The 22,059-nt window shown below is 35.3% G+C and carries 19 protein-coding genes; 4 read left to right on the top strand and 15 right to left on the bottom strand.

All coding sequences use genetic code 11. The features are described from left to right. Positions 1–31 precede the first annotated feature (31 nt). From HYU69_02395 to HYU69_02380, 4 genes are all read right to left on the bottom strand, one after another. Complete coding sequence (locus HYU69_02395; protein ID MBI2269186.1) at positions 32–877, bottom strand: FkbM family methyltransferase; 846 nt, start codon at positions 875–877, stop codon at positions 32–34. Between the two features lie 189 nt (positions 878–1,066). Beyond that, a complete protein-coding gene (locus tag HYU69_02390) occupies positions 1,067–1,948 on the bottom strand; it encodes a class I SAM-dependent methyltransferase (protein MBI2269185.1) in 882 nt (293 codons plus the stop codon). 33 nt (positions 1,949–1,981) lie between these two features. Next, positions 1,982–2,926 (bottom strand): glycosyltransferase, encoded by a 945-nt coding sequence (locus HYU69_02385; protein ID MBI2269184.1) that lies wholly within the window; start codon positions 2,924–2,926, stop codon positions 1,982–1,984. A 145-nt stretch (positions 2,927–3,071) separates the two neighbouring features. Continuing rightward, positions 3,072–3,914 carry a phytanoyl-CoA dioxygenase family protein gene (locus HYU69_02380; GenBank protein MBI2269183.1) on the bottom strand — a complete coding sequence of 281 codons (843 nt, stop codon included), beginning with the start codon at positions 3,912–3,914 and terminating at the stop codon, positions 3,072–3,074. A gap of 62 nt (positions 3,915–3,976) precedes the next feature. On the opposite strand from HYU69_02380, the gene HYU69_02375 reads away from it, so the two are divergent. Then, positions 3,977–5,047 carry an acyltransferase gene (locus HYU69_02375; protein ID MBI2269182.1) on the top strand — a complete coding sequence of 357 codons (1,071 nt, stop codon included), beginning with the start codon at positions 3,977–3,979 and terminating at the stop codon, positions 5,045–5,047. A gap of 12 nt (positions 5,048–5,059) precedes the next feature. On the opposite strand, the gene HYU69_02370 is transcribed toward HYU69_02375, so the two are convergent. Further along, positions 5,060–6,844, bottom strand: coding sequence for a hypothetical protein (locus tag HYU69_02370; GenBank protein MBI2269181.1), 1,785 nt, complete (start codon positions 6,842–6,844; stop codon positions 5,060–5,062). A 96-nt stretch (positions 6,845–6,940) separates the two neighbouring features. Between HYU69_02370 and HYU69_02365 the strand changes: the two genes are divergently transcribed. Beyond that, complete coding sequence (locus HYU69_02365) at positions 6,941–8,407, top strand: oligosaccharide flippase family protein (GenBank protein ID MBI2269180.1); 1,467 nt, start codon at positions 6,941–6,943, stop codon at positions 8,405–8,407. Positions 8,408–8,516: 109 nt separating this feature from the next. Here the strand turns inward: HYU69_02365 and HYU69_02360 are convergent, their stop codons facing one another. From HYU69_02360 to pseG, 8 genes are read right to left on the bottom strand one after another with little or no spacing between them, the layout of a single operon-like run. Continuing rightward, positions 8,517–9,509 (bottom strand): class I SAM-dependent methyltransferase, encoded by a 993-nt coding sequence (locus HYU69_02360; protein MBI2269179.1) that lies wholly within the window; start codon positions 9,507–9,509, stop codon positions 8,517–8,519. A gap of 2 nt (positions 9,510–9,511) precedes the next feature. Next, positions 9,512–10,645 (bottom strand): N-acetyl sugar amidotransferase, encoded by a 1,134-nt coding sequence (locus HYU69_02355; protein ID MBI2269178.1) that lies wholly within the window; start codon positions 10,643–10,645, stop codon positions 9,512–9,514. A gap of 34 nt (positions 10,646–10,679) precedes the next feature. Beyond that, the gene (gene hisF, locus HYU69_02350; protein MBI2269177.1) at positions 10,680–11,465 is read right to left on the bottom strand and encodes an imidazole glycerol phosphate synthase subunit HisF; all 786 of its coding nucleotides are present in this window, start codon (positions 11,463–11,465) and stop codon (positions 10,680–10,682) included. A gap of 1 nt (position 11,466) precedes the next feature. Next, complete coding sequence (hisH, locus tag HYU69_02345; protein ID MBI2269176.1) at positions 11,467–12,081, bottom strand: imidazole glycerol phosphate synthase subunit HisH; 615 nt, start codon at positions 12,079–12,081, stop codon at positions 11,467–11,469. 60 nt (positions 12,082–12,141) lie between these two features. Beyond that, positions 12,142–12,843 carry a pseudaminic acid cytidylyltransferase gene (gene pseF / locus HYU69_02340; GenBank protein ID MBI2269175.1) on the bottom strand — a complete coding sequence of 234 codons (702 nt, stop codon included), beginning with the start codon at positions 12,841–12,843 and terminating at the stop codon, positions 12,142–12,144. 10 nt (positions 12,844–12,853) lie between these two features. Continuing rightward, positions 12,854–13,894 (bottom strand): pseudaminic acid synthase, encoded by a 1,041-nt coding sequence (gene pseI, locus HYU69_02335; GenBank protein ID MBI2269174.1) that lies wholly within the window; start codon positions 13,892–13,894, stop codon positions 12,854–12,856. Next, a complete protein-coding gene (locus tag HYU69_02330; GenBank protein MBI2269173.1) occupies positions 13,878–14,348 on the bottom strand; it encodes a GNAT family N-acetyltransferase in 471 nt (156 codons plus the stop codon). Before HYU69_02330 ends, pseI begins: the two co-directional genes overlap by 17 nt. Continuing rightward, on the bottom strand, positions 14,341–15,381 hold the full coding sequence (pseG, locus tag HYU69_02325; protein ID MBI2269172.1) for a UDP-2,4-diacetamido-2,4,6-trideoxy-beta-L-altropyranose hydrolase: 1,041 nt from the start codon (positions 15,379–15,381) through the stop codon (positions 14,341–14,343). The genes HYU69_02330 and pseG overlap by 8 nt, the downstream gene beginning before the upstream one ends. Positions 15,382–15,482: 101 nt before the next feature. On the opposite strand from pseG, the gene HYU69_02320 reads away from it, so the two are divergent. Beyond that, positions 15,483–18,734 carry a PKD domain-containing protein gene (locus HYU69_02320; GenBank protein MBI2269171.1) on the top strand — a complete coding sequence of 1,084 codons (3,252 nt, stop codon included), beginning with the start codon at positions 15,483–15,485 and terminating at the stop codon, positions 18,732–18,734. A 38-nt stretch (positions 18,735–18,772) separates the two neighbouring features. Here HYU69_02320 and pseB read toward each other — a convergent pair whose 3' ends face one another. Together pseB and HYU69_02310 are read right to left on the bottom strand one after the other, a co-directional pair. After that, positions 18,773–19,792 carry a UDP-N-acetylglucosamine 4,6-dehydratase (inverting) gene (gene pseB, locus HYU69_02315; GenBank protein ID MBI2269170.1) on the bottom strand — a complete coding sequence of 340 codons (1,020 nt, stop codon included), beginning with the start codon at positions 19,790–19,792 and terminating at the stop codon, positions 18,773–18,775. Positions 19,793–20,073: 281 nt separating this feature from the next. Next, complete coding sequence (locus HYU69_02310) at positions 20,074–21,093, bottom strand: aminopeptidase (protein MBI2269169.1); 1,020 nt, start codon at positions 21,091–21,093, stop codon at positions 20,074–20,076. A 272-nt stretch (positions 21,094–21,365) separates the two neighbouring features. Here HYU69_02310 and HYU69_02305 point away from each other — a divergent pair, with 272 nt between their 5' ends. Then, positions 21,366–22,013 carry a YdcF family protein gene (locus HYU69_02305; GenBank protein MBI2269168.1) on the top strand — a complete coding sequence of 216 codons (648 nt, stop codon included), beginning with the start codon at positions 21,366–21,368 and terminating at the stop codon, positions 22,011–22,013. The last annotated feature ends 46 nt before the right edge of the window (positions 22,014–22,059 follow it).

Raw genomic sequence — 22,059 nt, 5'->3', positions numbered from 1 at the left:
TTGCCATGAAGTTTATACGAAATGGGGGGCATTATTTGATCAGGTATTTGTATTGATCTAATTTATCCCTGTGTATCAATATATAATTAGCCATCCATACTGCATTCAAATCAACATTTTTAATCATTTTCTCTTTGGGGTCATATATGTATATGTTATATCCCAATTCTTTATTAATCAGATCAAGAAGGTTATTTATCGTTAATCCATAACCTTCCAGAAAGAAATACTGTATTTCAACAATCACTACTGGTTTGAATTTTTTCAGGAGTTCTTTCATGCCTTTCAGGGCAAAGTATTCGGCACCTTCAATATCAATCTTGATGAGCGTTACATTCTTTACTTTTGATAACAGATAACTGTCAAGTGAAATCACTTCTGCATTTATATATTCGTCGCTGGAAAAAGCGTAATACAAATCTCTTTCTTTAAAGTCATTGTTCCGTTTGGCAATATGTGACAGGCCGGCACTTATAGCTCCAAATGATTGCCTGGGGATCCTGAACATAAGTGTTTCATCTTTTTCACCTACACCTTTTTGAATGTATGTAACATTACGCAGGTTAAAAAGATCAAGCAGTTTTATGGCAACATCATAAGTAAAAGGTATGGGCTCAAAGCTGTAAACATGTCCGTCAGGACCTACCAGGTTAGATAATTTTTCTGTATAGTAAGCATAATTTGCTCCAACGTCAATTACCTCAGTGCCAGTCTGAATCAATCTTGGAAGTAATTCCATTTCAGGCTCTTCCACCATCTTGAATTTGATATCGCGGTATTTCGCACGAACTTGTATTTTTTTATAGAGAAATTCAGGTAATAACTTATATAATAAAGGTTTTACAATATCTCTTATAGGAGAGTTAACGGCTGCCATACATTAAGTTTTACCGGTTAATAACTGGTTCGGGTTTTCAATATTAATGAGAGATTTTTGCAGCGCTTTTAGTGCACAAAGGTATGCAATTTTCTTCAATTTAAAGGGGTGTCGGTCATCTTAAAAGAGATGGCGTCCCCAGGAAAGCCTTGATCAATAATCAGTTATGTATAAGGGAGGTAACATAAATTAGCTTTTAACATAATAACCCTTTAGGGTAACTCCTACTCCGAAAACAGTCAATAGAAAATTAACTACGCGTTTGGCAAATCGCCCGATCCACCTGTCGTTAATTCTTTTCCTCAGCTTTTCATCGGATGTATCCGGAGAAACAAGGTTTTCGTTTGAGATACCCTTTGATGTTTTGATTGCAGATAGGCTAATACCGGTAGATAAGAATTTTACCGGACGGAAATGATGTTTTATTGCCAATGAAGTCAGTGTTTTCTTGGTGTAATACGATAAATGTTCCGGATATTCAATTATAGAGGTGTAGTTTTCTTTCAGGTAATATCTTAAAAATGAATTGAAATTAGGTGTAGTACAATAAAATAATCCTCCGTTTCTGAGCAGCGTAGTTATGTTGGCCATTTCTTCATTAGGATTATTAATGTGTTCAATCACCTCAAACGAAGTGATCACATCAAAATCTTTTTCAATGAAGTCATCCGGGTTTAGTTTCCCGGATTTCATGTTGATGTCTTTTTTTTGGCAAATTTTCAAAGCGGCATCAGAGTATTCTGTGCCAAAAACTTCCCAACCTCTTTTTTTTGCTTCCTCTAAAAACCAACCCCGTCCGCATCCTACATCCAGTAAACGGTTCGATACTCTGTATTTTTCAAATTCATCCAACAGTAAGTTATAACTGTTAATAGTGAAAGGGGATAAATATCCGGTTACGTCATATGAGTATTTAAAGTAATGTTTACTGAGTTCCTCGTCAGTAGGAATTTGTTCCATGAATACAAAACTGCAATTACGGCATTTCACTAATCCATGTTTTTCATAAAATTTGGGAAGTTTAAGTAATCTTTCAGATCCGCAAATCAGGCAGAAGGTATGCTTGTTCATATCAGCTTGTAGTTAACGATGTGTATATATTTTTTAGTTTGTATGCGCGCCTATTTCATCAGTGTATATTTTTTCGTAGCTATTTTTGATATTATTGAAAAATAAAACACACCGGCGCAAGCATAAATAGGTGTATTTATTCGAAAAAAACAGTTTAATTATTTTTTTCATCTTTAAAGTTAAGGGATCAGCCATTTTTACCGGAGTATATTCTAAATATTTTGAGCTGTTTTTTTCTTTGGGAAATAATTCACATAGTACCAGGAAGCTGATCATGCCATTTTCTTGTCGTTCTAACCATGTATCCATATCCAGGTTAAAAAATTCATTATGGTAACATATATTTTTCTTGTCATATATTAATTTAAATCCTTTGGCGGAAGCCCTCCAATAAAAATCAAGATCTTCATTACCTGCAGCCGGGAATTTTTCATTGAAAAGACCGATTTGTTCAAAACATTTTTTTGTCATACTGCAACTGAAGCCCGCTAGTCCGGCAAGTTGTACATATCTTTCGTCAATATTTTTTACTACGTCAGAACCTTCATACCAGGTGTAATCCATTCGTTCCTTATAGCTACCGAAGGGAGTTTTTCTCATTTCAACTATCAGGGCAGGAGGATATTCCCGGTGCGCGGTTACTATACAATCCCTAAATTTCAGGTGAGTGTCGACGTGGTTTTGAAGGTGATCACTTTCAATAAGTATGTCATCGTCAAGAAAAAGAAGCAACTGATTGCGAGCGTTTAAGGCCCCCGTATTTCTTCCGGCAGCTAATCCACTGCCTTTATTTTTTAATATTTTGAAATTATTGCGGGCAAATAATTGTGCAATATCATCTAAATTATCATCTCCGTCATTTACAACAATGTATTCGACTTTTTCGCCGGGGTATGAATTTTTTTCGAAGAAACAGGTAAGTGTTTGAGTAAGAGAAGTCCTTCTGTTTTTAGTGGATGTAATAACCGATATGGTCATTGAGAATTATTTTGTCAAACTATTAGTCAGGCACAACAACTATAGATCAAAAGATTCATAACAAATTTGACTCCGTGATTTTGTCTGAATAATTGTTTATAATTTATAGTATTGATGATTAGTTATTTATCTGTCCCTTGCAATTTTAATATATTTTAAAATTAAGCTCTTCAGCCTTTGTTTTTAAGGCCGGAAGCACGCCTCTGTTCTTTAAGTTTGAATAAAATGGTTCTTTGCGGGAGAGTATAAAATTATAGTATTCGTTACAGGTTTCATTATCAATGCTAAAAGCATTAAAAATGGCCAGCTTTTTCTTTGAAAATGGTATTTCTTCAGTTTTATATCCAATGGGCAAAGAGGCCCTGTGATTGGTAAGAAAATTAAATATTACAAGATCGCCTGCTTTTGAGGGGATATCAAATATGTCTCTATTATATGGATTAACTACTTTGTCACTTCTTTCATTATATAAGGCCAGTTTTTTTTTTATTTTGTTGATTAATGTGGGTTCGGATAGGTTGATGTCTTTAAAGTAATCAGGATCTTTTTGTGAGCCGGGCATAACGGTAAGGCCACCTCCATACTCATCATTATCCTGCAGATAAATGCCTGCTTCTACCATTAACGCATTTGGTTTCCATTGAAACATGTGTCCCATTTTTTCCTGGGTTGTTGTATCTTTATGCCATGATGTGTATATGTTATAATGAATAGTTGTTTCGGGCAACAGTACGGGTTTGGAGTTAAATATTTTAGATAAAACATTAATAAGTTCTTTGTTTATTATTAAATTGATGATTTCAGGAAAAGTTTCATAAACATTATTTATTACATGTTTAGTGTTGAATTGGTATTTGGACCAGGAGCCATTTTCAAAATAGGGTTGTATTGTGCTTCTGAGTTGATTTATATCTTCCTTTGACACAAAACCGGGAATCAATAGGTACCCATCTTTTTTAAATGAATCAATAGTAGCGTCTGAAACCATGGTTTTCAAATGTATTTACTTTCCTTTCACAAACTTACGTATTATTTTTATTCAGCTGTTATATGAGATACATAAAAGAGTTAGATAGTTTAAGAGGTATAGCAGTGCTTTTTGTTATTGTCAGCCATTGGCTTTCTGCCGATAGCCCCATAAATTATCTGCCTAACGGGCCAATAGGGGTAAACATTTTTTTTGTGCTGAGTGGATTTTTGATTACAGGAATATTGCTCGGGAAAAAGCGATCCATTGAAAAAGATAAAGAGTCTCCCTGGATTGCATTAAAAAAATTTTATATCAGGCGCTCTTTGAGGATTTTTCCCATTTACTATCTTACCTTGTTATTGCTTTTTATATTCAGGAGGAGTTTTGATTATAATTTTAATGAATCCTGGTTGTATCTGCTTACCTATACAACCAATTTTTATTTCATTAAAATTCAACAGTGGGATGGTGTAATTTCTCACTTATGGTCACTTGCAATAGAAGAACAGTATTATCTTTTGTTCCCGCTTACTATTTTGTTTACAAGTAAGAAATATTTGCCATATGTTATTGCAACATTTATCATTACTGGTTTTGCAAGTCAATTGTTGTTAAGTGATATTAAAATGAAAGACCAATTTACTATCACCTGTTTTGATGCATTTGGTTTGGGGGCGATATTAGCATGGCAATATGCATATTTGCCAGATAAGACGAGAATTGTTAATCGTTATTTAATGTTCGGGGCTATTGTTTCCCTGGTTCTGTTTGTAATTGGGTTGGAAAAACAAATGTGGCCTTTTATTCCCCTCAGAACTCTTGTGTCAATTATTACTTTATTTATTATCAGCTATATTTTAAAATACCAGGAATCCTCCAATCCACTGATGTCATTATTTAAGAATAGAGCGTTGGTTTTTATCGGGAAAATCAGTTATGGGATGTATCTATATCATCCTATATTCCCGATTGTTATTCAGTTGAAGTTTTTTGACAGCTATATCAATCCATTTATACCTGATGTTTTTTACAGCAATAATAAAACTGCAATTGTTTTTGTTGAAAATTTTCTGATCCTTACAGCAATTTCGTATTTGTCTTATATTATAATCGAAAAATATTTTTTACATCTCAAAAATAAATATGCATAGCCGGAGTGTTTTTCACGTAGTTGTGGTTTGTAAAATTTTTATTACAAGTTCCAATAATCTTTGAGAAGCTTTGCCATCTGTTTTGTACAAATATCTTTCCGATAATAATTCCAGTTTTTTTGTGAAAGTTGCCGTGTCATTTCCATACATAATGGACTCGCAGAATTGTTCGAATTTTCTGAAGTCGGAAAAGGTTTCAATAATTTTCTCTTTTTTCAGAATTGAGAATGCGGTTTGATTGTAGTTTGTGCTGGTGGTGATATAGCAAAAGGGTTTTCTGAAATAAATACATTCCAAAACAATACTCGACATCTGATTGGCAACAACATCACTATAATATATGGCCTCATATATTGATATCTGGTGATGGCTGAAACTTTTTTGGCATGGAAAATTATTTTTTTGAAGTGCGTCTTCAATTATACTATCGGTTTCAAGAGGATGTTTCTTAATAATTAGATTCCATCTTTTTTTATGGCACATATTTGAAAGAAAAGTAATAATTGTTTTTTTTTCTTCAGAGTATGTGTCATTTTTTGATGTGTTACTGGTGCTGGCAAAGAAAATTGTTTTATCATGAATAAGATTGTGTTTAGTCATGAAATTTTCTTTGTTAAATTGTGAAAAGTTAATTTCATCAAATTTGCAAAAACCTATCGGTACATGGTGCAGAGAAGGGTCGTTACAGTGTTTCCATACTTCAATTGACGCTTGCCCAAGACAGGCTCTGTAATCGAATTTTATTTTACTGTCCATTGATGGATCAAAACTAAATAATCCATAATCAATGCTTATGCTTGGTGTCTTAAAGTACCTGGCAACATCACTTAGGGCACGGCCATAAAAATGTGTTCCGATATTAAGGCAGATATCTGGTTTTAATGCTTTAAATACATTTCCCATCCATTCATAGATAAGATTGAAATCATATAACGGATCAGTTATGATCAGATTTTTGCGGTTCAACCCAATTATAGAAGCCGACTTGTATATCTTATGCCTGTTTGTAAAAGTGCCTTTGCAAAAGGCAGAAAACATATAAAAATGCATGTCGTCAAATGTGTAAGGAGGAGAGTAGTTCTTATAGTCAGGATTAATTCCTGATGACGTTATAACTAATGAGATTTCAAACTCTTTTGTTATACTTAGCAAGTGTATGAAATTTTTAAGAACATGTTGATGATGATCAAGATCATTCAGGATTAAAAGTATATGTTTACGTTGGCTGCCGGTTTTTCTTTTCCAGGAACGGGTCATATACTTCAATTGGTAAGCAATGTTTTTAAAACTTTTGTTAATGAATCCGATATAAGTTTTATAATTGTAGTAGTAGTCAATTGTATAAACTAAGTTCACTTTTATCCTATTTGATTTTAGGAATGTAAAAAGCTGAATGTTCTCATCACTTAAATGCAGATTGTATATTATATTGTTGTTCTTGCCGGATTTTAGTTTTAAGGAAATTTTTTTTAGGAGTAAAATAATTTTAATAGAGTCTTTAAAATTTTCACGCAAAAAATAATTACAGGAAGCGTATAGATTGTACTCCGGATTGTTTATACTCAGATAACTATTGAAGCTAAATTTATTTTTGTTTAACAGATAAATTATTCTGTTTAGGTATCTTATTGCAATTCTTTCTGCAATAAATTCTGCTCCGTTCATTAAGCTGTTAACGGCAACAATGTCTTCTTTTTTCAGAATACTCGTCTCTAAAATATTAGTATCTTTGACCAGGAGGTAATGACCATTTATTTTACTGAAAGTCAGGGGCTTATCGCTTACGAGGATGTCCAAAGCTATGAAGTAATTTGATAATCAATAAAACACAGCTTCAATAAAACCAGCATAGCAACTAAGGTATCGCTTTTTGAATAATTTACAAAACGTATATTGAAATCCTTTTTAAAATCTACAATCCTATATAGCATAATGGCTTTTTTGCCGATTGCTGCGCGTGTTATAACACTTCCTATCTTGCTTTTATATTTATCACCAAAAGATATGGGAGCGATAGGGTTGGCCAGTACGGTAGCTGTTTTTCTTCCCGTTTTTTTTACACTAGGCCTTGAGAACGGATTTTCATATTATTATTTTACATATAATAAATCAAAGAAACTTCTCAATGCTTATTTTACATCTATATTACTTACTATTACCGGCGCAGCTGTATTTTTTCTGGTGATTCTGATTTTTAGCGGAGAATGGATGTATCAAATGATATTTAGTGATCCTAATTATACATTTGAAAAGTACGGTTTAAGCACTGTCTTATTGAGTGCTTTATCGGGGATCAATTCACTTTTATTATTATACTATAGAAATCAGCAGAAGCCTGTTTCTTATACTGTTATATCTGCATCAATGTTTTTAGTAAGTGTTGGAGTTGAGCTCATCGGAGTATGTTACTATAAGTCGGGTCCTGAAACGATATTATGGTTGAGATTTTTCAGCTATTTAATTGTCAGCGCGATTGCATGGGCAGCGCTTTTACTTAAGATGAAATTTGTGTTTGATTTTAGATTTATTAAATATACATTTTCATATTCTATTCCTATTATGTTCTACATTATATTATCCTTAATCTATATGCATTATGATAAAATTTTAGTTGAAAATTACCTTACCCTGGAACTGGTAGCTGTGTACAATCTTGCTGCTGTTACTGCTTTTATTGTTGAAAATATTCTTCAAGCTTTACAAAGTGCAACTTTGCCCGATATTTATCAAAAATCGAAACGTTTAATGGAGAATGTTGAAGGGATAAGCAGAATATACAGGGGGATAGGAAATGTGATTTTATTTACCATTGTTATGTTATGCGTATTTTATCCATTTGCAACTATTCATTTGCTGAGTGAGGTATATTTTTCTTCATTTAAAGTTTTGCCTTTATTATTGATTGGACAAATACTTCGATATTTTTATTGCGTGTATGTTGAACCATTGTTTTTCCTCAAGGAAACTAAAAAATTGCCGCTGCTTAATTTATTTGCGGCTATTGCATCAATAGGATTAAATATATTATTAATACCCCGGATGGGTCTTGTTGGAGTAGGAGTAGCATCTGTTATAACAAGGGCCGGACAATTACTATTAGCGGTTTATTATTATAAAAGGGTATCCGAATTCAGGTATAAACTGAGATATACTCATATATTTATGATTGGCATTATATGCACCTTGTTATTAATCATGATATTTAATTATTGGGGCATTAGCACACAAACTCAAATGTATATATATCTGATTCCTTTTGTCGTTTTTTCAATTATGTCTTATAGGGTATTTTTACGGGGAATTACTTTACGAAATACTTTCTCTAAATCGGTATTTAAAACTATACAGGATAGAATGTAGCCTATATGAGAAAAATACTTTTTCCCAACCATTTTTTTGCAGGCATTGATAACATGTAATAATTGCAGTCGATAGTTCCGGGATATAAGGTCTGTATTTTATTCTATGCCTATTTTTTACGTCCAATGGCCAGCATATTTCCAGACATATTATTTTCTTTTAGAAATGTTTGGAACTTCTCTCCATACTGATTCCATTTTTCCACCAGCATATATCTGAACAGCGGATGATGGTTTAACAAAGTATTGTTTTTGATCAGCCGGTTTTTTACAATATCGGTGTCTAATAATCCGGGAGTTTCTACATGCAGGGTTTCAAATCCGGTTCTCTCAAACAGTATTTTTACGGAATCCGGATTGATTAATGTGAGATGCTCAATATCAACTGCGGGTGCATATTCCTGCAGCAGGAGGTTGTCAAACCCCATTCCATTCGGACAAGTGAGATATACAATGCCTCCTTTATTGAGGAGAGAACTGCACTTGTTTAGAAACTTAACCGGACTTAGCATGTGTTCAAGAACTTCAAAGGCCACAACCACATCCCCCTTTAAATTTATAGAATCATCTTCAATAAATTTTTCGACTACATCAAACCCCTTATTGCGGAGTAACTGAGCTAAATGAGGCGTGGGTTCAATGGGAACAATTTTATTGAAAAAATTACGGGACTGAAGTTCTACACAAAATGTTCCGAATCCAGTACCTATTTCAATTAATGTTCCGTTATTTATATTATGTTCTTTACAGATTTCTATAATCGTATTCACCCTTGGAAGAAATATTTTTTCTCTTCTTACCTGTTCTGTTAAAGGGAAAATATTTTCAGCCCAGAATTTATAGTTCTGAGAGTGGACGTAATAATCTTCAACTATTGATAATGTAGGACGAGGATTGGCAAAAACGGTGTTGCAATGATTACATTTGGAAAAACACATGCCATATTTTGAATATACGCTTATGTGATCGGTGGAATCGCATACAGGACAATCAGAGTTTATAAACTGATCTGAATGCTTCATCATCCGTTCAACATCAAGTGCAAACAATCGTTCTTGCTCTGCCAGCAGATTTTCAGGTCTTATATCATTCTCTTTAAACATGCTTAATTCCAGATATTATCTTTTACCCAATTGTCATTTTTGTCTTTCCACCAAACCCTGGGGTCACGGAAGGAATCCGCCACTTTGTCAAAATATTCTTCTGTCCACCCTACATAGGGAAGCCATCTATAAAGATCCCTGGGTTTTATATGGTCTAGTTTTTTCACAATCTGAATCCCTTCTTCTCTGGTCATTTTACCTGCCCTTATATCTTTAGAAACATGGTCAGTTGCCCGTCCATAGCCAAACTTAATGTATTTCAAATAATCATGAATGCCATTCTCATGCATATCGTCAAGGTTTGACATTTTTCTGTAAGTTCGTTCAAATGGTTCTTCGGCTTCTTTAAAGCCATATAATTCCTGCATAAGCTTACCATGCTCATTGGCTTCCCATTTAAAGAAATTTGAAATGTAAATTCCCCGAACCCCAATTTTCTCTATATCCGTGTCGCCCGGATACATCCATGGAAGAAGATTTTTCTTTTCCAGTTTTTCTCCATAGTTTTTTGCTTTTTCGAGAAAGTCAAACCATTCAAATCCCCTCAGGCAATGTTCATGTCTGTATCGGTATGTAAATTCAACAAGGTCGGAGTAAGAGTGCATACCTCCCAAATCCATAAAGCCGTGTTCGCCCCAGATCATTAAAGGAATATTTTGTTGAACGGCAACCTGGATGGGATAGGTAAAAATGCCTGCATGCGCATGCCAGTTCATGTCTCCCATTATCAGCATTCCCAATCGATTCATTGTTTTTAATACTTCTATACTTGGGGTAAAGAAAATATGATCTACCCCAAATACTTCCCTCATGTTAAGAAGGTTCTTCATGCCTGTTGGCGTGTAATTATTACCATGATAAGTAACGAGGAGCGGGTTAAGGTTATATACTTTTTTAATTATGTGAATCTGAAAGTAGCTGTCTTTTCCTCCACTTACCGGAATGATACAATCATAATTGGCGCCATCTTTATTCCGATAATCTTCGATTAGGCGTTCAAATAATTTTTTTCGTCTTTCCCAGTCAATTTCTGTTCTTTGTCCGGCAGTATTACAGGCAGAACAAATTCCCGACTTATCAAAGGCGAGAGGTACGGCTGAACTTTTCGGACAAACGCATTTCCTGCAATATAACATTTGTGCTGGTCGGTTAGGCTCTATGTGATATTTTTTATCTGACATTGATACCATTCTTCTTTAGTACTTGTTTTACCCTGGAATAACTGTGTTCAACAAAGTGAAACCAATTTCCTGCTGCAATAGCTGAAACTTTAGTGGTCTTTGCAAGCTCCAGAAAGTCATATTCACTACCGGCTCCTCCGCATGCAATTACCGGTAAAGATGTGTGTTCAACAGCTGATCCGATAAAATCAATGTCAAAGCCGCATGCTTTTCCATCTCGATCAATTGAATTTAAAAATACTTCCCCTGCACCTAATTTTTCGATCTCTTTCATCCAATCGAGCGGATTAATAGACGTATTGTTTTGTCCAAAATTAGTAAAAATTACCGGCTTGTTGTCGATGACACTATAATCGATTGATATTACGATGGCCTGTGAACCATATTTTTCGGCTGACTTTTGTATTAGATCAGGATTATTTATTGCAGCCGAGTTTAATGTAATTTTATCCGCACCATTTTTTATTAAAAAATCTATTTGATTCAGACTTCTGATTCCTCCGCCGAAGGTCAATGGCATAAAACATATTTCAGATATCTTTTCAATGATCTCTTCGATAGTCTTGTAGGAGCTTATTTTGTGATCGTCCCTTCCCAGGTCATAATCCGATGTTCTGCTTATATCAATATATATAAGCTCGTCAACATTCCATTCATTGTACCTGGTGGCTTCATTTATGACATTCCCTATCACCTGATGACAGGAAAATGATTCGCTGCGGACTATCAGGCCATTTTTAATATATAGAACCGGAATAATTCGTGTTTTAACCATTTTATTGATTATAAAAATTAGCCAGAACTTTTAATCCGCTTCGCTGGCTTTTTTCGGGATGAAACTGGCATCCGTAGAAATTTTCTTTTTCCACAGCTGCAGTGAACGATTTGCCATATACGGTATTGCTGCATTTTGCTTTTTCATCTTCCACTTTACAATAATAACTATGGACAAAATAGAAAGCCATTTCTTCCGGCTTGATGTTTTTAAAAAGCAAAGAGGAGGGATGGGCAACGATTGTATTCCAGCCGATGTGAGGAATCTGAAGTTTATGAGTTATGGAAGAAAGCGGTTCGACTTTTCCCTTCATGAATCCTAAGCCTGTGAATAGCCCATGTTCCTGGCTTTCATCAAAGAACAACTGCATGCCTAAACAAAGTCCCAGAATTGATTTTTTCTTGATAAAACACTCTTCAATTAATGTATTATAATAGGGCGCATTTTTAATATTATTTATAGCCATTCCAAACGCACCAACGCCAGGGAGTATGTATTTATCACACATTTTAAATGAGTCCGGGTCATTAACAATTTTGTTTTTTATTTTCAAAAAATTTAAAGCATTTGTTACAGACTTCAAGTTCCCCATACCATAGTCAATAATTCCCAGCATTTCATTAATATTTTGAAGTGAGTTTAAACGTGATAATGCAAAGTCAGGTGAATAAAAAATTTATGTATTCATTTTTCTGAGCAAACTATATTTTGTTTCAGCCATCTTCCAATCTTCTTCATTATCTATGTCCTGTACTTCTGATTCAGGAATAATAATAGGTATTGTATTGTCAGAAAATATTTTTTTATTTTTCATAAATTTTTTTACGTCAAGGAAATAAAATTGTCCACAATCATGGTAAGCTTTTGGAAGATCCTGTGAGCGTTTGTTTGAGTACCCGGGCCATATCATTTGCAGTTTATCATTCTCAATTTTTAATGACCTGAATATAGGATAGCTGAATAAAGTTACGGGTACAACAGAATCAGATTTATTATTAATCAGCAATTGCCTGGCTTCATTTAAACGTTCAGGTGTTACAAACGGAGCGGTGGGATAAATGCAGCATGCATAAATAAAATCATTATTTTCTTTTTTGTAATATTCCAGTACTTCTATCAATACATCAGCTGTAGTGGAATGGTCGTCAGAATTTTTTTCAGAACGCATGAACGGAACCTTTGCTCCGTGTTTTTTTGCCACATCAGCTATTTTATCGTCATCAGTCGATACCATCACCTCATCAAAACAGTTCGATTCAATAGCTGCCCGTATGGAGTAGCTGATTATAGGGGAGCCCATAAAATTCCTAATGTTCTTGCCGGGAATTCTTTTACTGTTTCCGCGGGCAGGAATTATGGCAAGTGATCTGTATTTCATGGCTATAATATTATGAGATCAAATCCCATGTTATAGGAGTTCCTCTGTTAATATTTGTATTCGCGGTTTTACCAATAATCTCTTCGTAATATTTGGGTGCTAAACCAAAACCAGGTCGTATGATCCGGATATTATTATTTGTTATATTCTCTCCATTCTTTATATCTGACGATGCATAGATCGATCTTTTAAAAGTTCTTGATTTTTCTTCCTCTTTGCTTATTTCATAACTAATGTGACCAAGTGAAAGCCATGCTCTTTTCGTTTCTTCAACCAGTTGTTTCAACTCGTTAGGTTCCATGGAAAAGGCGCTGTCAACTCCTCCTTCGGACCGGTCAAGCGTAAAATGTTTTTCAATAGCGACGGCGCCTAATGCAACTGCAGCAACAGCTGTTCCGATACCCAAGGTATGGTCAGACAAACCTATGTGACAATTGAAAAATTTTTTCATGTCAGGGATTGTGTTGAGATTGCTTGCTTCAGGCGACGCAGGATAGCTGCTCGTACATTTGAGTAAAATAAGTTCTTTACATCCATGTTTCTTCAATATGTCAACCGACTCGGAAAGTTCATTTTTCGTACTAATACCCGTTGACATGACAACCGGCTTACCCGTTTTTGCAACTTTTTGCAATAAATGCTGATAGTTGTTTTCAAATGACGCGATTTTATATATTGGGTTACCAAGCTTTTCAAGAAAGTCAACTGATGACTCATCAAAGGGAGTGCTAAAACAAATTATATCTTTTTCTTTAGCCCTTTTATAAAGTGCTTCGTGCCACTCCCAGGGGGTGTATGCTTCCTGATAGAGATCATATAATTCTTTTCCATACCATAATGAATTTTTATCGGCTATAGTATAAGATCCTTTGATCGTCAGGGTGTCAGCGGTATAAGTTTGGAGCTTTATTGCATGTGCTCCGGCGGCTGCGGCTGCATCCACAATCGAGATAGCCCTTTCAAGCGAGCGGTTGTGGTTGCCACTCATTTCGGCAATGATAAAAGGCTTATAATCAGAACCGATTTTAATATTGTTAATGTTGATCTCCATTTGTTAAAAATAACCTTAAACACTCTGATTCATTTATCCAGAGCTCTTCACCAATGGTAAAGTTTGCCTTTAAAAAAGTTTTTATTGAGCCTGAATTAGATTTTTTTATATAAGCAAAAATGCTCTCAATTTTCTTTAAATCAAAGTAGTTGTTTGTTGCCAAAGTTAGCATTAATGCACCATATCCTTTTCCCCTGAATGTCCTATCTACTGATATTCCTATTACAGTTTCATTATTTTTCAGTCGGATATTTACAGTTCCAACCGGAATATCTTTGTTGCTGAATATATAAATCAGGTCTGTAGCCGAATTGAGTATAGTATTTAGCCAGGATGTATGTTCGGTAATGGTTATTTTATTCTGGTTAAATGAATTTTTTCTGACAAAATCATCATTAGCCCAATTGAGTAACAAGTCGGAATCATTTATTCCCGCATATCTGAATTTAATCATTTGATTCTGATAATGATTCAAAAATTGCGAGTAATCTTTCAGGAGATCTCCCATCAATTAATTGTTTCTGGTTATTTATATTGTTTTTGATTTTGTTTTTATTTCTGATATATCTTCTGATTTTTCCTGACAAAACAAGTTCTGATTGATTGTTAATATTGCCTATGCCAAATGCGCATTTTGTTTTAATCAAACTGTTATAAATATCAGTTTGATTGTAAGCGGTTATTCCTGTGATCAGTCCTATTCCAATTGCACACGATTCAATAGAAATGGTACTGGCCGGGCATATGGCAACTTCACATTTTTGTAATAATCGGGATATCTGATCCGGACTAATATCGATATAAATCATAATTTTTGATTTGTATCTGTTCGCTAAATCAAACAATTCTTTTTTGTGTGGATATAATTTTCCAATAACAACCCTGATCTTCTTCAGTTTGTCAAATCGCAGGCAAGCTCTGATTATTTTATATGTATTATTCGGCGAATCCGATCCCCCCATATTTATAAAACATTCTCCCGGTTGTTTTGTAATGGTATTTGTTTTCTTTCCCGCTGCCTTTAGAAAAACGGGATTAATGATGGCATATTTGAATCCTAAATAGAGTGCGGTATGTTTCTCATTTGAATAAGCTGTCTTTTTAATGCTTTCAGCATGGTTTATCACAGCATCCGAAATAAAATGGGAATCATGAATATCATCAATGCAAACAATCTTACATTTTTTTTTCAATAATTCTTTTTGGTAAATTGTGCCGAAATCATAACCATCAAGTACAACAATGTCTTGCGGTTTAAGCCTGTTAGCGGTTAACTTTGCATCCAACCGGATATCATCCGTTAAAGGTATTTTACAAACGAAGTCGGCTGATAATCTTATCTTTTTTTCCAGAGACGGGTTTATTCCATTTGTGATAAACCCGGTTTTAAATTTTTTCCTGAGAATAGATGCTAAGGCAATACACCTGCTTACGTGCCCTAAGCCAATTATTGCACTATAATTGGCTCTAAAAAGAACTCGTTTCATGTTTTTTTATTAAGAGCAAGCGGAACATAATCAAATCCGGGTATCATCAGATCCATTTTTGCATTGCAATGTAAATTGTTGTAAATTTATGAAATTTTCACATGAAAAAGCCTTTAAAGATAATCATATCGTTTCTTTTTCTATTCCTTTCCGATATTGCTTTTTCTCAAATTTCAAAAGTCAATATGCTGCTTTGGTTGAAGGCAGATAGCGGAGTTACTTATGATGGCTTTAAAAATGTTCAACAATGGAATGATTATAGTGGCAATAATAACCACTTTGTTCAGGGAACGATTGGAAATATGCCCTTATGGAAGGATTCTGTATTTAATGATAAGCCGGGCCTTCTTTTTAATGGAACATCAACATATCTGGAAAGTTTATTAAAAATGGATTTAACACAAGGCTTTACTTTTTTTATAGTTGGCAAAAATAATTTGCGGAAAAATTTCAACGGATTATTCAGAGTTGCCTCAAGCCCGGTTGATAGTTCTGTTTTGGAATTGGGATTTGAAATTGGAGGAACTGATAACGGTAGTGGCACATTTAATTATGTGGCCAATCGGAATTTTGGTATAGATTATCGTCAAATCAGCAACGCTCCTCCTGCGGTTAGTAATTTTTATTTATATGAAATTGAAGTTAGATCAGACAGTCTGAAATTATTTATAAATGGCATATTAAAGTTTAATATACAGTCATCCGCATCTTTGATTCCTAAATTTATTTTAAATGGATTTTTAGGTTTTGATTATTCATCACAGGCAAATTTAGATGGTGTAATAAATGAGTTGTTGATCTATAAACAAAATATTACCACTGTCAATAAAAGCAATATTTATAAATATTTAAGCGACAAATACTATGGTAAACCTGATCTTGGAAGAGATACAACGGTTACAACATTCTGTCCTTCTCTCGGACCCTATGGAAAATATAAAAGCTATGTTTGGTCAACAGGCGATACTACAAAGTCTATTAAATTAACTAACTCAGGAACTTATTGGATTAAAGCGTTGGACGATTTTGGTTTTTCTCATTCTGATACCGTTCAGGTAGTTATACCTTCAATAAATTATTCAAGTTCTTTCAATGATACTATTTGTGTTGAATCGCCGTTGGTATGGAATACACAATTAAGTAAATTATATTTTACATTTAAATGGCAGGATAATTCAACAGATTCTTTATATACTGTTTCCCAGACGGGAAAATATTCTGTTAAAATAACTGATTGGGCAGGTTGTACTGTTCTTTCGGACACAGTGTCGATTTATACTGACAATTTTTCTCAACAGGTTTCCCTTGGTCCGGATACTACTTTTTGTTCCGGTAATTCAATTGTTTTAAAATCCGGGGCATTTCCCGGAAACATATATACCTGGTCAGATAATTCTACAGGAAGCTCATTAACAATTATAAGTCCTGGAAAATATTGGGTTAATGTATCGGACAAAAATAATTGCACAGCAAAGGATACTATTGATATTTCCATTTCAGGTATTGCTCCTAAAGCAAGCTTCAGTTATCTTTCAAGCGGTTGCAAGGGTGATTCAATTAAATTTACAGATTTTTCTTTACCTCCGGGCGGTAATTCAATAACAGGTCGTTTATGGGATTTTGGCGATACAAAAACTTCTTCATTAACAAATCCTGTGCATCTATATCAGGCACCTAATGACACAGGAGTATTTAATGTTAAACTATCTGTTACAACGAACGTTGGCTGTTCCAAAGACACAACGTTGCAGCTGCATATATATCCGAAACCATTGGTGTTCTTTTCAAATTCATTGGCCTGCAGTGGCGATAATGTTGGCTTTACTAACCTTTCGGACCTGAGAGGATACTCTGCTCAAAGCTATTCCTGGAATTTTGCCGATCCTGCCAGTGGGGCAAATAATACAAGCACGCTTGCGAGTCCCAATCATAAATTTACCGCTTCGGGTGTGAATGCTGTTAAGTTTGTTGTTCTAAACAATAAAGGATGTGCAGACTCTTTAGTGAAGTCAGTTACTGTTCAGCCGGCACCTACGGCTCAATTTTCAACCTCGCTGACCTGTGAAAAGCAAAAGATATTTTTTACTGATAATTCCACCATTATATCGCCTTCTGTAATTCAAACCTGGAAAACTGATTTCGGAGATGCAGGTTCTTCAACGATAAAAAACCCCAATCATACCTATAATATTGCATGGACCTATATCGTAAAGTATATTGTAGGAGCGAATAATGGCTGTTATGATACAGTAATTACACCCCTTACAATTTACAATACCCCTTTGGCTAAAATCGGTTTATCCGGTCCGTTTTGTGTGAACGATAGCATTAACTTAATTGATAGTTCAATAGTGAATAGTTCATCTTTAAATGGTTGGCTATGGACAGTTGATGGTGCCCAGAATTTCACCGTGCAAAATCCTAAGAACCCTTTTTCTAATACAGGAAGCCATAGCGCTAAACTCGTTGTGACTTCTTTGGAGGGTTGTAAGGATTCAACAACAAGATCATTTACAATTAACGCTCTTCCAACTGTCGGATTTACATTCTCTCCTACCTATGGCGATCCTCCATTAGCTGTGAGCTTTACCAACCTGTCAGCCGCCGGCACTTCGGCATGGGATTTTGGTGATACTTTTCAAAGCGGCCTTACTTCACCTACACATACCTATCAGGATTCAGGAACATACACAATAAGTTTAGCGCTTACTGATAATAATGGTTGTGTAAATTCCTCATCTCAGACATTTCAGCTGCAATATGCGAAATATGATATAGCATTATTGCAGGTGCAGGCGGATGTTGATGCGGATAATTTTTTAAATGTAACTGTCAGCTTCGGTAATGCATCCACCCGGCCGCTGACCGCCGCTGATTTTATTGTGGATATAGATGGAGATAACGGGTTTAAAGAATCGTGGACGGGAAATTTAAGTATTGGGGGTATTTCTTCATATACGTTCAAAACGTCTCCACGGTTAAACACTACAAGCGCGCATAATTATATTTGTGTTACTGCCAAAAAACCAAATGGCTTTCAGGATGCTAATTCTACTGATAATGAAATATGTATTGGATTAAAGAGCAATGAATTTATTTTGCCTGAACCAAGCCCAAATCCGGCATCAGACTACATTACAATACCGCTTATTGTTCCTTCAGATGCGGAAGTTGAATTAATTGTTTATGATAAACTGGGACAAGCGGTCAGCGATCGGTTAAAATATTCCGCCATCAAAGGTTTCAACACTATAAAGTATTATACCTATAATTTAGGTGATGGTGTTTATTCCTATGAGATCACCTATAAAAGTGCTAAGGGGGTTAAGAAGTTTGTAAAGTTCCGCAATTGATCTATCTTCCGATCCTTCTGTATCAGTAGTAGTCGAAACTAAGCCTTAAAATCCGGATCGATTTCAGCCTTGATAAGCTTCCTGAGTTGAGTTACAGATAACCATTCGGAATTAGTGCCGGAGTTATACCTGAAACCCTCAGGCACATGCTTGCCTTTATATTTTTTGAGGTATTCGGCCTTATCCCAGGTAGGCTGGTGTGGAAGAATAGCATAATATTTTCCGATGTCAACCGTCAGCATTGCATCCGATTCAGTGATCATTTCCTCGTGGATTTTTTCACCGGGGCGGATGCCAACTATTTTTGTCTTGCACTCAGGTGCTATAGCTTCTGCCAGTTCTGTAATTCTAAAGGAGGGTATCTTAGGAACAAATATTTCTCCACCCCAGGCATATTGAATGGCATATAAAACGAGGTCAACACCTTCCTGTAGTGAAATGTTGAACCGGGTCATTTCTTCATGTGTTATAGGCAATGTTCCGCTTTTTCTTTTTTCGAGAAAAAATGGCATGACAGAACCTCTTGAACCCATAACGTTTCCGTATCTGACCACTGACAAACGAATATCCCTGCTTCCTTTTATGTTGTTAGCAGCTACAAAAAGTTTATCGGAACATAATTTTGTGGCGCCGTATAAATTTATAGGCGCAGCGGCTTTGTCGGTTGACAGGGCTACAACCGATTGCACTCCCGCATCAAGAGAGGCACTTACAATATTTTCAGCTCCTATAACATTTGTATTGATGAACTCGATTGGGTTGTATTCCGCTGCAGGTACTTGTTTCAGTGCGGCAGCATGAATGACAATGTTCACGCCTTCAAAGGCGCGCTTAAGGCGTTCTTTGTCCCTGATATCACCTATAAAAAAACGAATCTGCGGATATTTTGATTCAGGAAAAGTGTGCGACATTTCAAATTGCTTCAACTCATCCCTTGAAAAAATAATGAGTTTTTTCACTTTATATCGCTCCAGGATAGTTTTGGTTAAATGTTTACCCAGTGATCCGGTCCCGCCTGTTATCAGGATAGTTTTATTGTCGAAAGAAAGGTTTTGCACAGTGTTTTTGTTTTAATTACCAAGCGTATTGATCAAAATGCGCTTATAATAGTTCTTTGCCAAAATTATGTAAAAAATGGGGAACTTCTTAATAAAAGCTTGTCAGTTAATAAGGTACTTGTTTTTTTGCCACTAAAACCTGCCGGCAGCCACGCACGAAAGCACTAAATTTCACCAAATTTTTTCGCGGGTTTTGGTGATTTGGTGGCAAGGGTTTTAGCTTTCGTAACCTAATCGGGTTGGAACTATACGACTATAATCTTGAAAAGATCCGTTATTAGTTATAAATTTTTTTGATGTTTAATAAAGGCGGCGATGTCGCTATTTTTTTCCTTACTTAACTCAGTCTCAAAATAACCACGCTGCGAATCGTAACGGACAAATTCCATAAAAAATGCGTTCTTACAGGTTAGCGCACGTTTACTAATCTTAAAATATTTTGTTTTGTTGAACAGGTTAAGTTTGCTCACTCCCAGGACAATATTGATGATTATTTTTTCCTTCAATTTTTTTTTCTCGTCAATACTTGTCCCTGTGTTAAATGATTTATAGAGCGCATCTAATTGTTTCATGCTGTTCAGCATGTACTCGTTGTACATTAATTCATCATGCTGATCATTCATAAATGTGATGTATTCTTTTGAGTAAATTCCGAATTTGTGAATAAGGAATTTTTTTGCGCCAACATCGCCTACAAAGCTTGCCAGGTTTTCATTTCGCTGAACATCACTTTTCATAAATATGGAAGAATGTGTGAGTTCATGAATGATCAGGTCGGCAAGTTCGCCTTCAGATTGATAAAGCATATTAGATAATATAGGATCCCTGAACCAGCCGAGTGTTGACCATCCGCTGGTTGTGCCCAGTTTAGTGTCGTAACCTTCACTTAAAAGTGATATCTGCTGGGCTTTTGCCTCTTCTTTTTTGAAAAAGCCCTTGTATGGCACGATGCCAACGATCGGAAACTTCCATTCCTTTGCTTTAAATGCAAATGGTTCACAGGCTGTTACTACCCATATTGCAGGTTTGTTCTGCTGGTCATAAACAGTAGCATAATTCGGGGAATTGTTTAATCCTAAACTGTCTATCGCGTATTGCCTGACCTCTTTTATTAAAAGCAACTTTGACTTTAACGAATCGGGAAACTGTTTGTCATTCAGGCAATCATCGATCGGACGGGTATTCAATACAATGTGTAACTGACCCTTTCCCATTTTTAAACCATAAATGATCAATTGATTATAAGCCATTAATAATCCAATGATGAATACCAGGGAAATATCAAAAAAAAATTTAAACATAAATTTAAATTTCATTTTTTAGCTTTAAAATTTGAAAGTGTTTATACATCAACAAAATTAATCATCTAAGCCGGCACTTATTCGTAAATTACTTACAATCTTTCATTAATTTTAATGTGTTTGTGAATGTCTCGCGTTTCGTATTAATTACTTAAGATATGTTTTTTTTAGTTTCTAAAGTATTTTCATTTTTTATTAATCCCGTCGTATGGATCCTTGCTCTGTTGTTATATGCGTGGCTGGGTAAACGTGAACATTTAAAAAGGAGTTTTTTGAAAATTGCCATTATCCTTTTCGTTGTGTTTTCAAATCCGTTTTTGTTTGATGAGGCCATGCGTTTATGGGAGGTGCCGGCGCTATCTGCAGATCGGTTACCAGTATATGATGCCGGCATCGTGTTGGGCAGCACTATCCATTTTGATCCCAAAATTAACAGGATACAATTTTTACAGCAAAGCGACCGGCTCTTCCAGGCTGTTGAATTGTACAAAAAGGGTAAAATAAAAAAGATCATATATTGCGGCGGCTCCGGAAGCTTGTTGCATCCGGATGAGAAGGAAGGCGTTTGGATAAAACGGTACCTGACCCTGATAGGTATTCCGGAACAGGATATTATTATTGAAAATGATTCGCGCAATACACATGAGAATGCGGTTTTCACAGCGCCCATTTTACAAAAAGAAGTGCCGAATGGTAAATACCTGTTGATCACATCGGCCTGGCATTTACGAAGGGCTGTAAAATGCTTTGAAAAAGAGAGAGTAAAGACAGACCCATACAGTGCCGACAGAATGAGCGGACCACGCAAGTTTGAATTAGATCATTTGCTCTTGCCCAATGCTTATACATTGGCCAATTGGTATATCCTAAATCATGAATTGATAGGATACTTTAGTTATAAAATTACCGGATATATTTAACCCAACTTATGCAGTAGAAGGCGAAGAATGAGCCGAACTATCTGCA

It is taken from the genome of Bacteroidota bacterium, from assembly GCA_016183775.1.
Taxonomy (GTDB): domain Bacteria; phylum Bacteroidota; class Bacteroidia; order JABDFU01; family JABDFU01; genus JABDFU01.
Note: the sequence above shows the minus strand (reverse complement) of the source record. Positions and strands in the feature narration are given on the sequence as shown.

Excerpts from the sequence above, each read along its gene's own strand:
- HYU69_02395 (MBI2269186.1), bottom strand. The coding sequence starts at position 877 with ATGGCAGCCGTTAACTCTCCTATAAGAGATATTGTAAAACCTTTATTA.
- HYU69_02390 (MBI2269185.1), bottom strand. The coding sequence starts at position 1,948 with ATGAACAAGCATACCTTCTGCCTGATTTGCGGATCTGAAAGATTACTT.
- HYU69_02385 (MBI2269184.1), bottom strand. The coding sequence starts at position 2,926 with ATGACCATATCGGTTATTACATCCACTAAAAACAGAAGGACTTCTCTT.
- HYU69_02380 (MBI2269183.1), bottom strand. The coding sequence starts at position 3,914 with ATGGTTTCAGACGCTACTATTGATTCATTTAAAAAAGATGGGTACCTA.
- HYU69_02375 (MBI2269182.1), top strand. The coding sequence starts at position 3,977 with ATGAGATACATAAAAGAGTTAGATAGTTTAAGAGGTATAGCAGTGCTT.
- HYU69_02360 (MBI2269179.1), bottom strand. The coding sequence starts at position 9,509 with ATGTTTAAAGAGAATGATATAAGACCTGAAAATCTGCTGGCAGAGCAA.
- HYU69_02355 (MBI2269178.1), bottom strand. The coding sequence starts at position 10,645 with ATGTTATATTGCAGGAAATGCGTTTGTCCGAAAAGTTCAGCCGTACCT.
- hisF (MBI2269177.1), bottom strand. The coding sequence starts at position 11,465 with ATGGTTAAAACACGAATTATTCCGGTTCTATATATTAAAAATGGCCTG.
- hisH (MBI2269176.1), bottom strand. The coding sequence starts at position 12,081 with ATGCTGGGAATTATTGACTATGGTATGGGGAACTTGAAGTCTGTAACA.
- pseF (MBI2269175.1), bottom strand. The coding sequence starts at position 12,843 with ATGAAATACAGATCACTTGCCATAATTCCTGCCCGCGGAAACAGTAAA.
- pseI (MBI2269174.1), bottom strand. The coding sequence starts at position 13,894 with ATGGAGATCAACATTAACAATATTAAAATCGGTTCTGATTATAAGCCT.
- HYU69_02330 (MBI2269173.1), bottom strand. The coding sequence starts at position 14,348 with ATGATTAAATTCAGATATGCGGGAATAAATGATTCCGACTTGTTACTC.
- pseG (MBI2269172.1), bottom strand. The coding sequence starts at position 15,381 with ATGAAACGAGTTCTTTTTAGAGCCAATTATAGTGCAATAATTGGCTTA.
- HYU69_02320 (MBI2269171.1), top strand. The coding sequence starts at position 15,483 with ATGAAAAAGCCTTTAAAGATAATCATATCGTTTCTTTTTCTATTCCTT.
- HYU69_02310 (MBI2269169.1), bottom strand. The coding sequence starts at position 21,093 with ATGTTTAAATTTTTTTTTGATATTTCCCTGGTATTCATCATTGGATTA.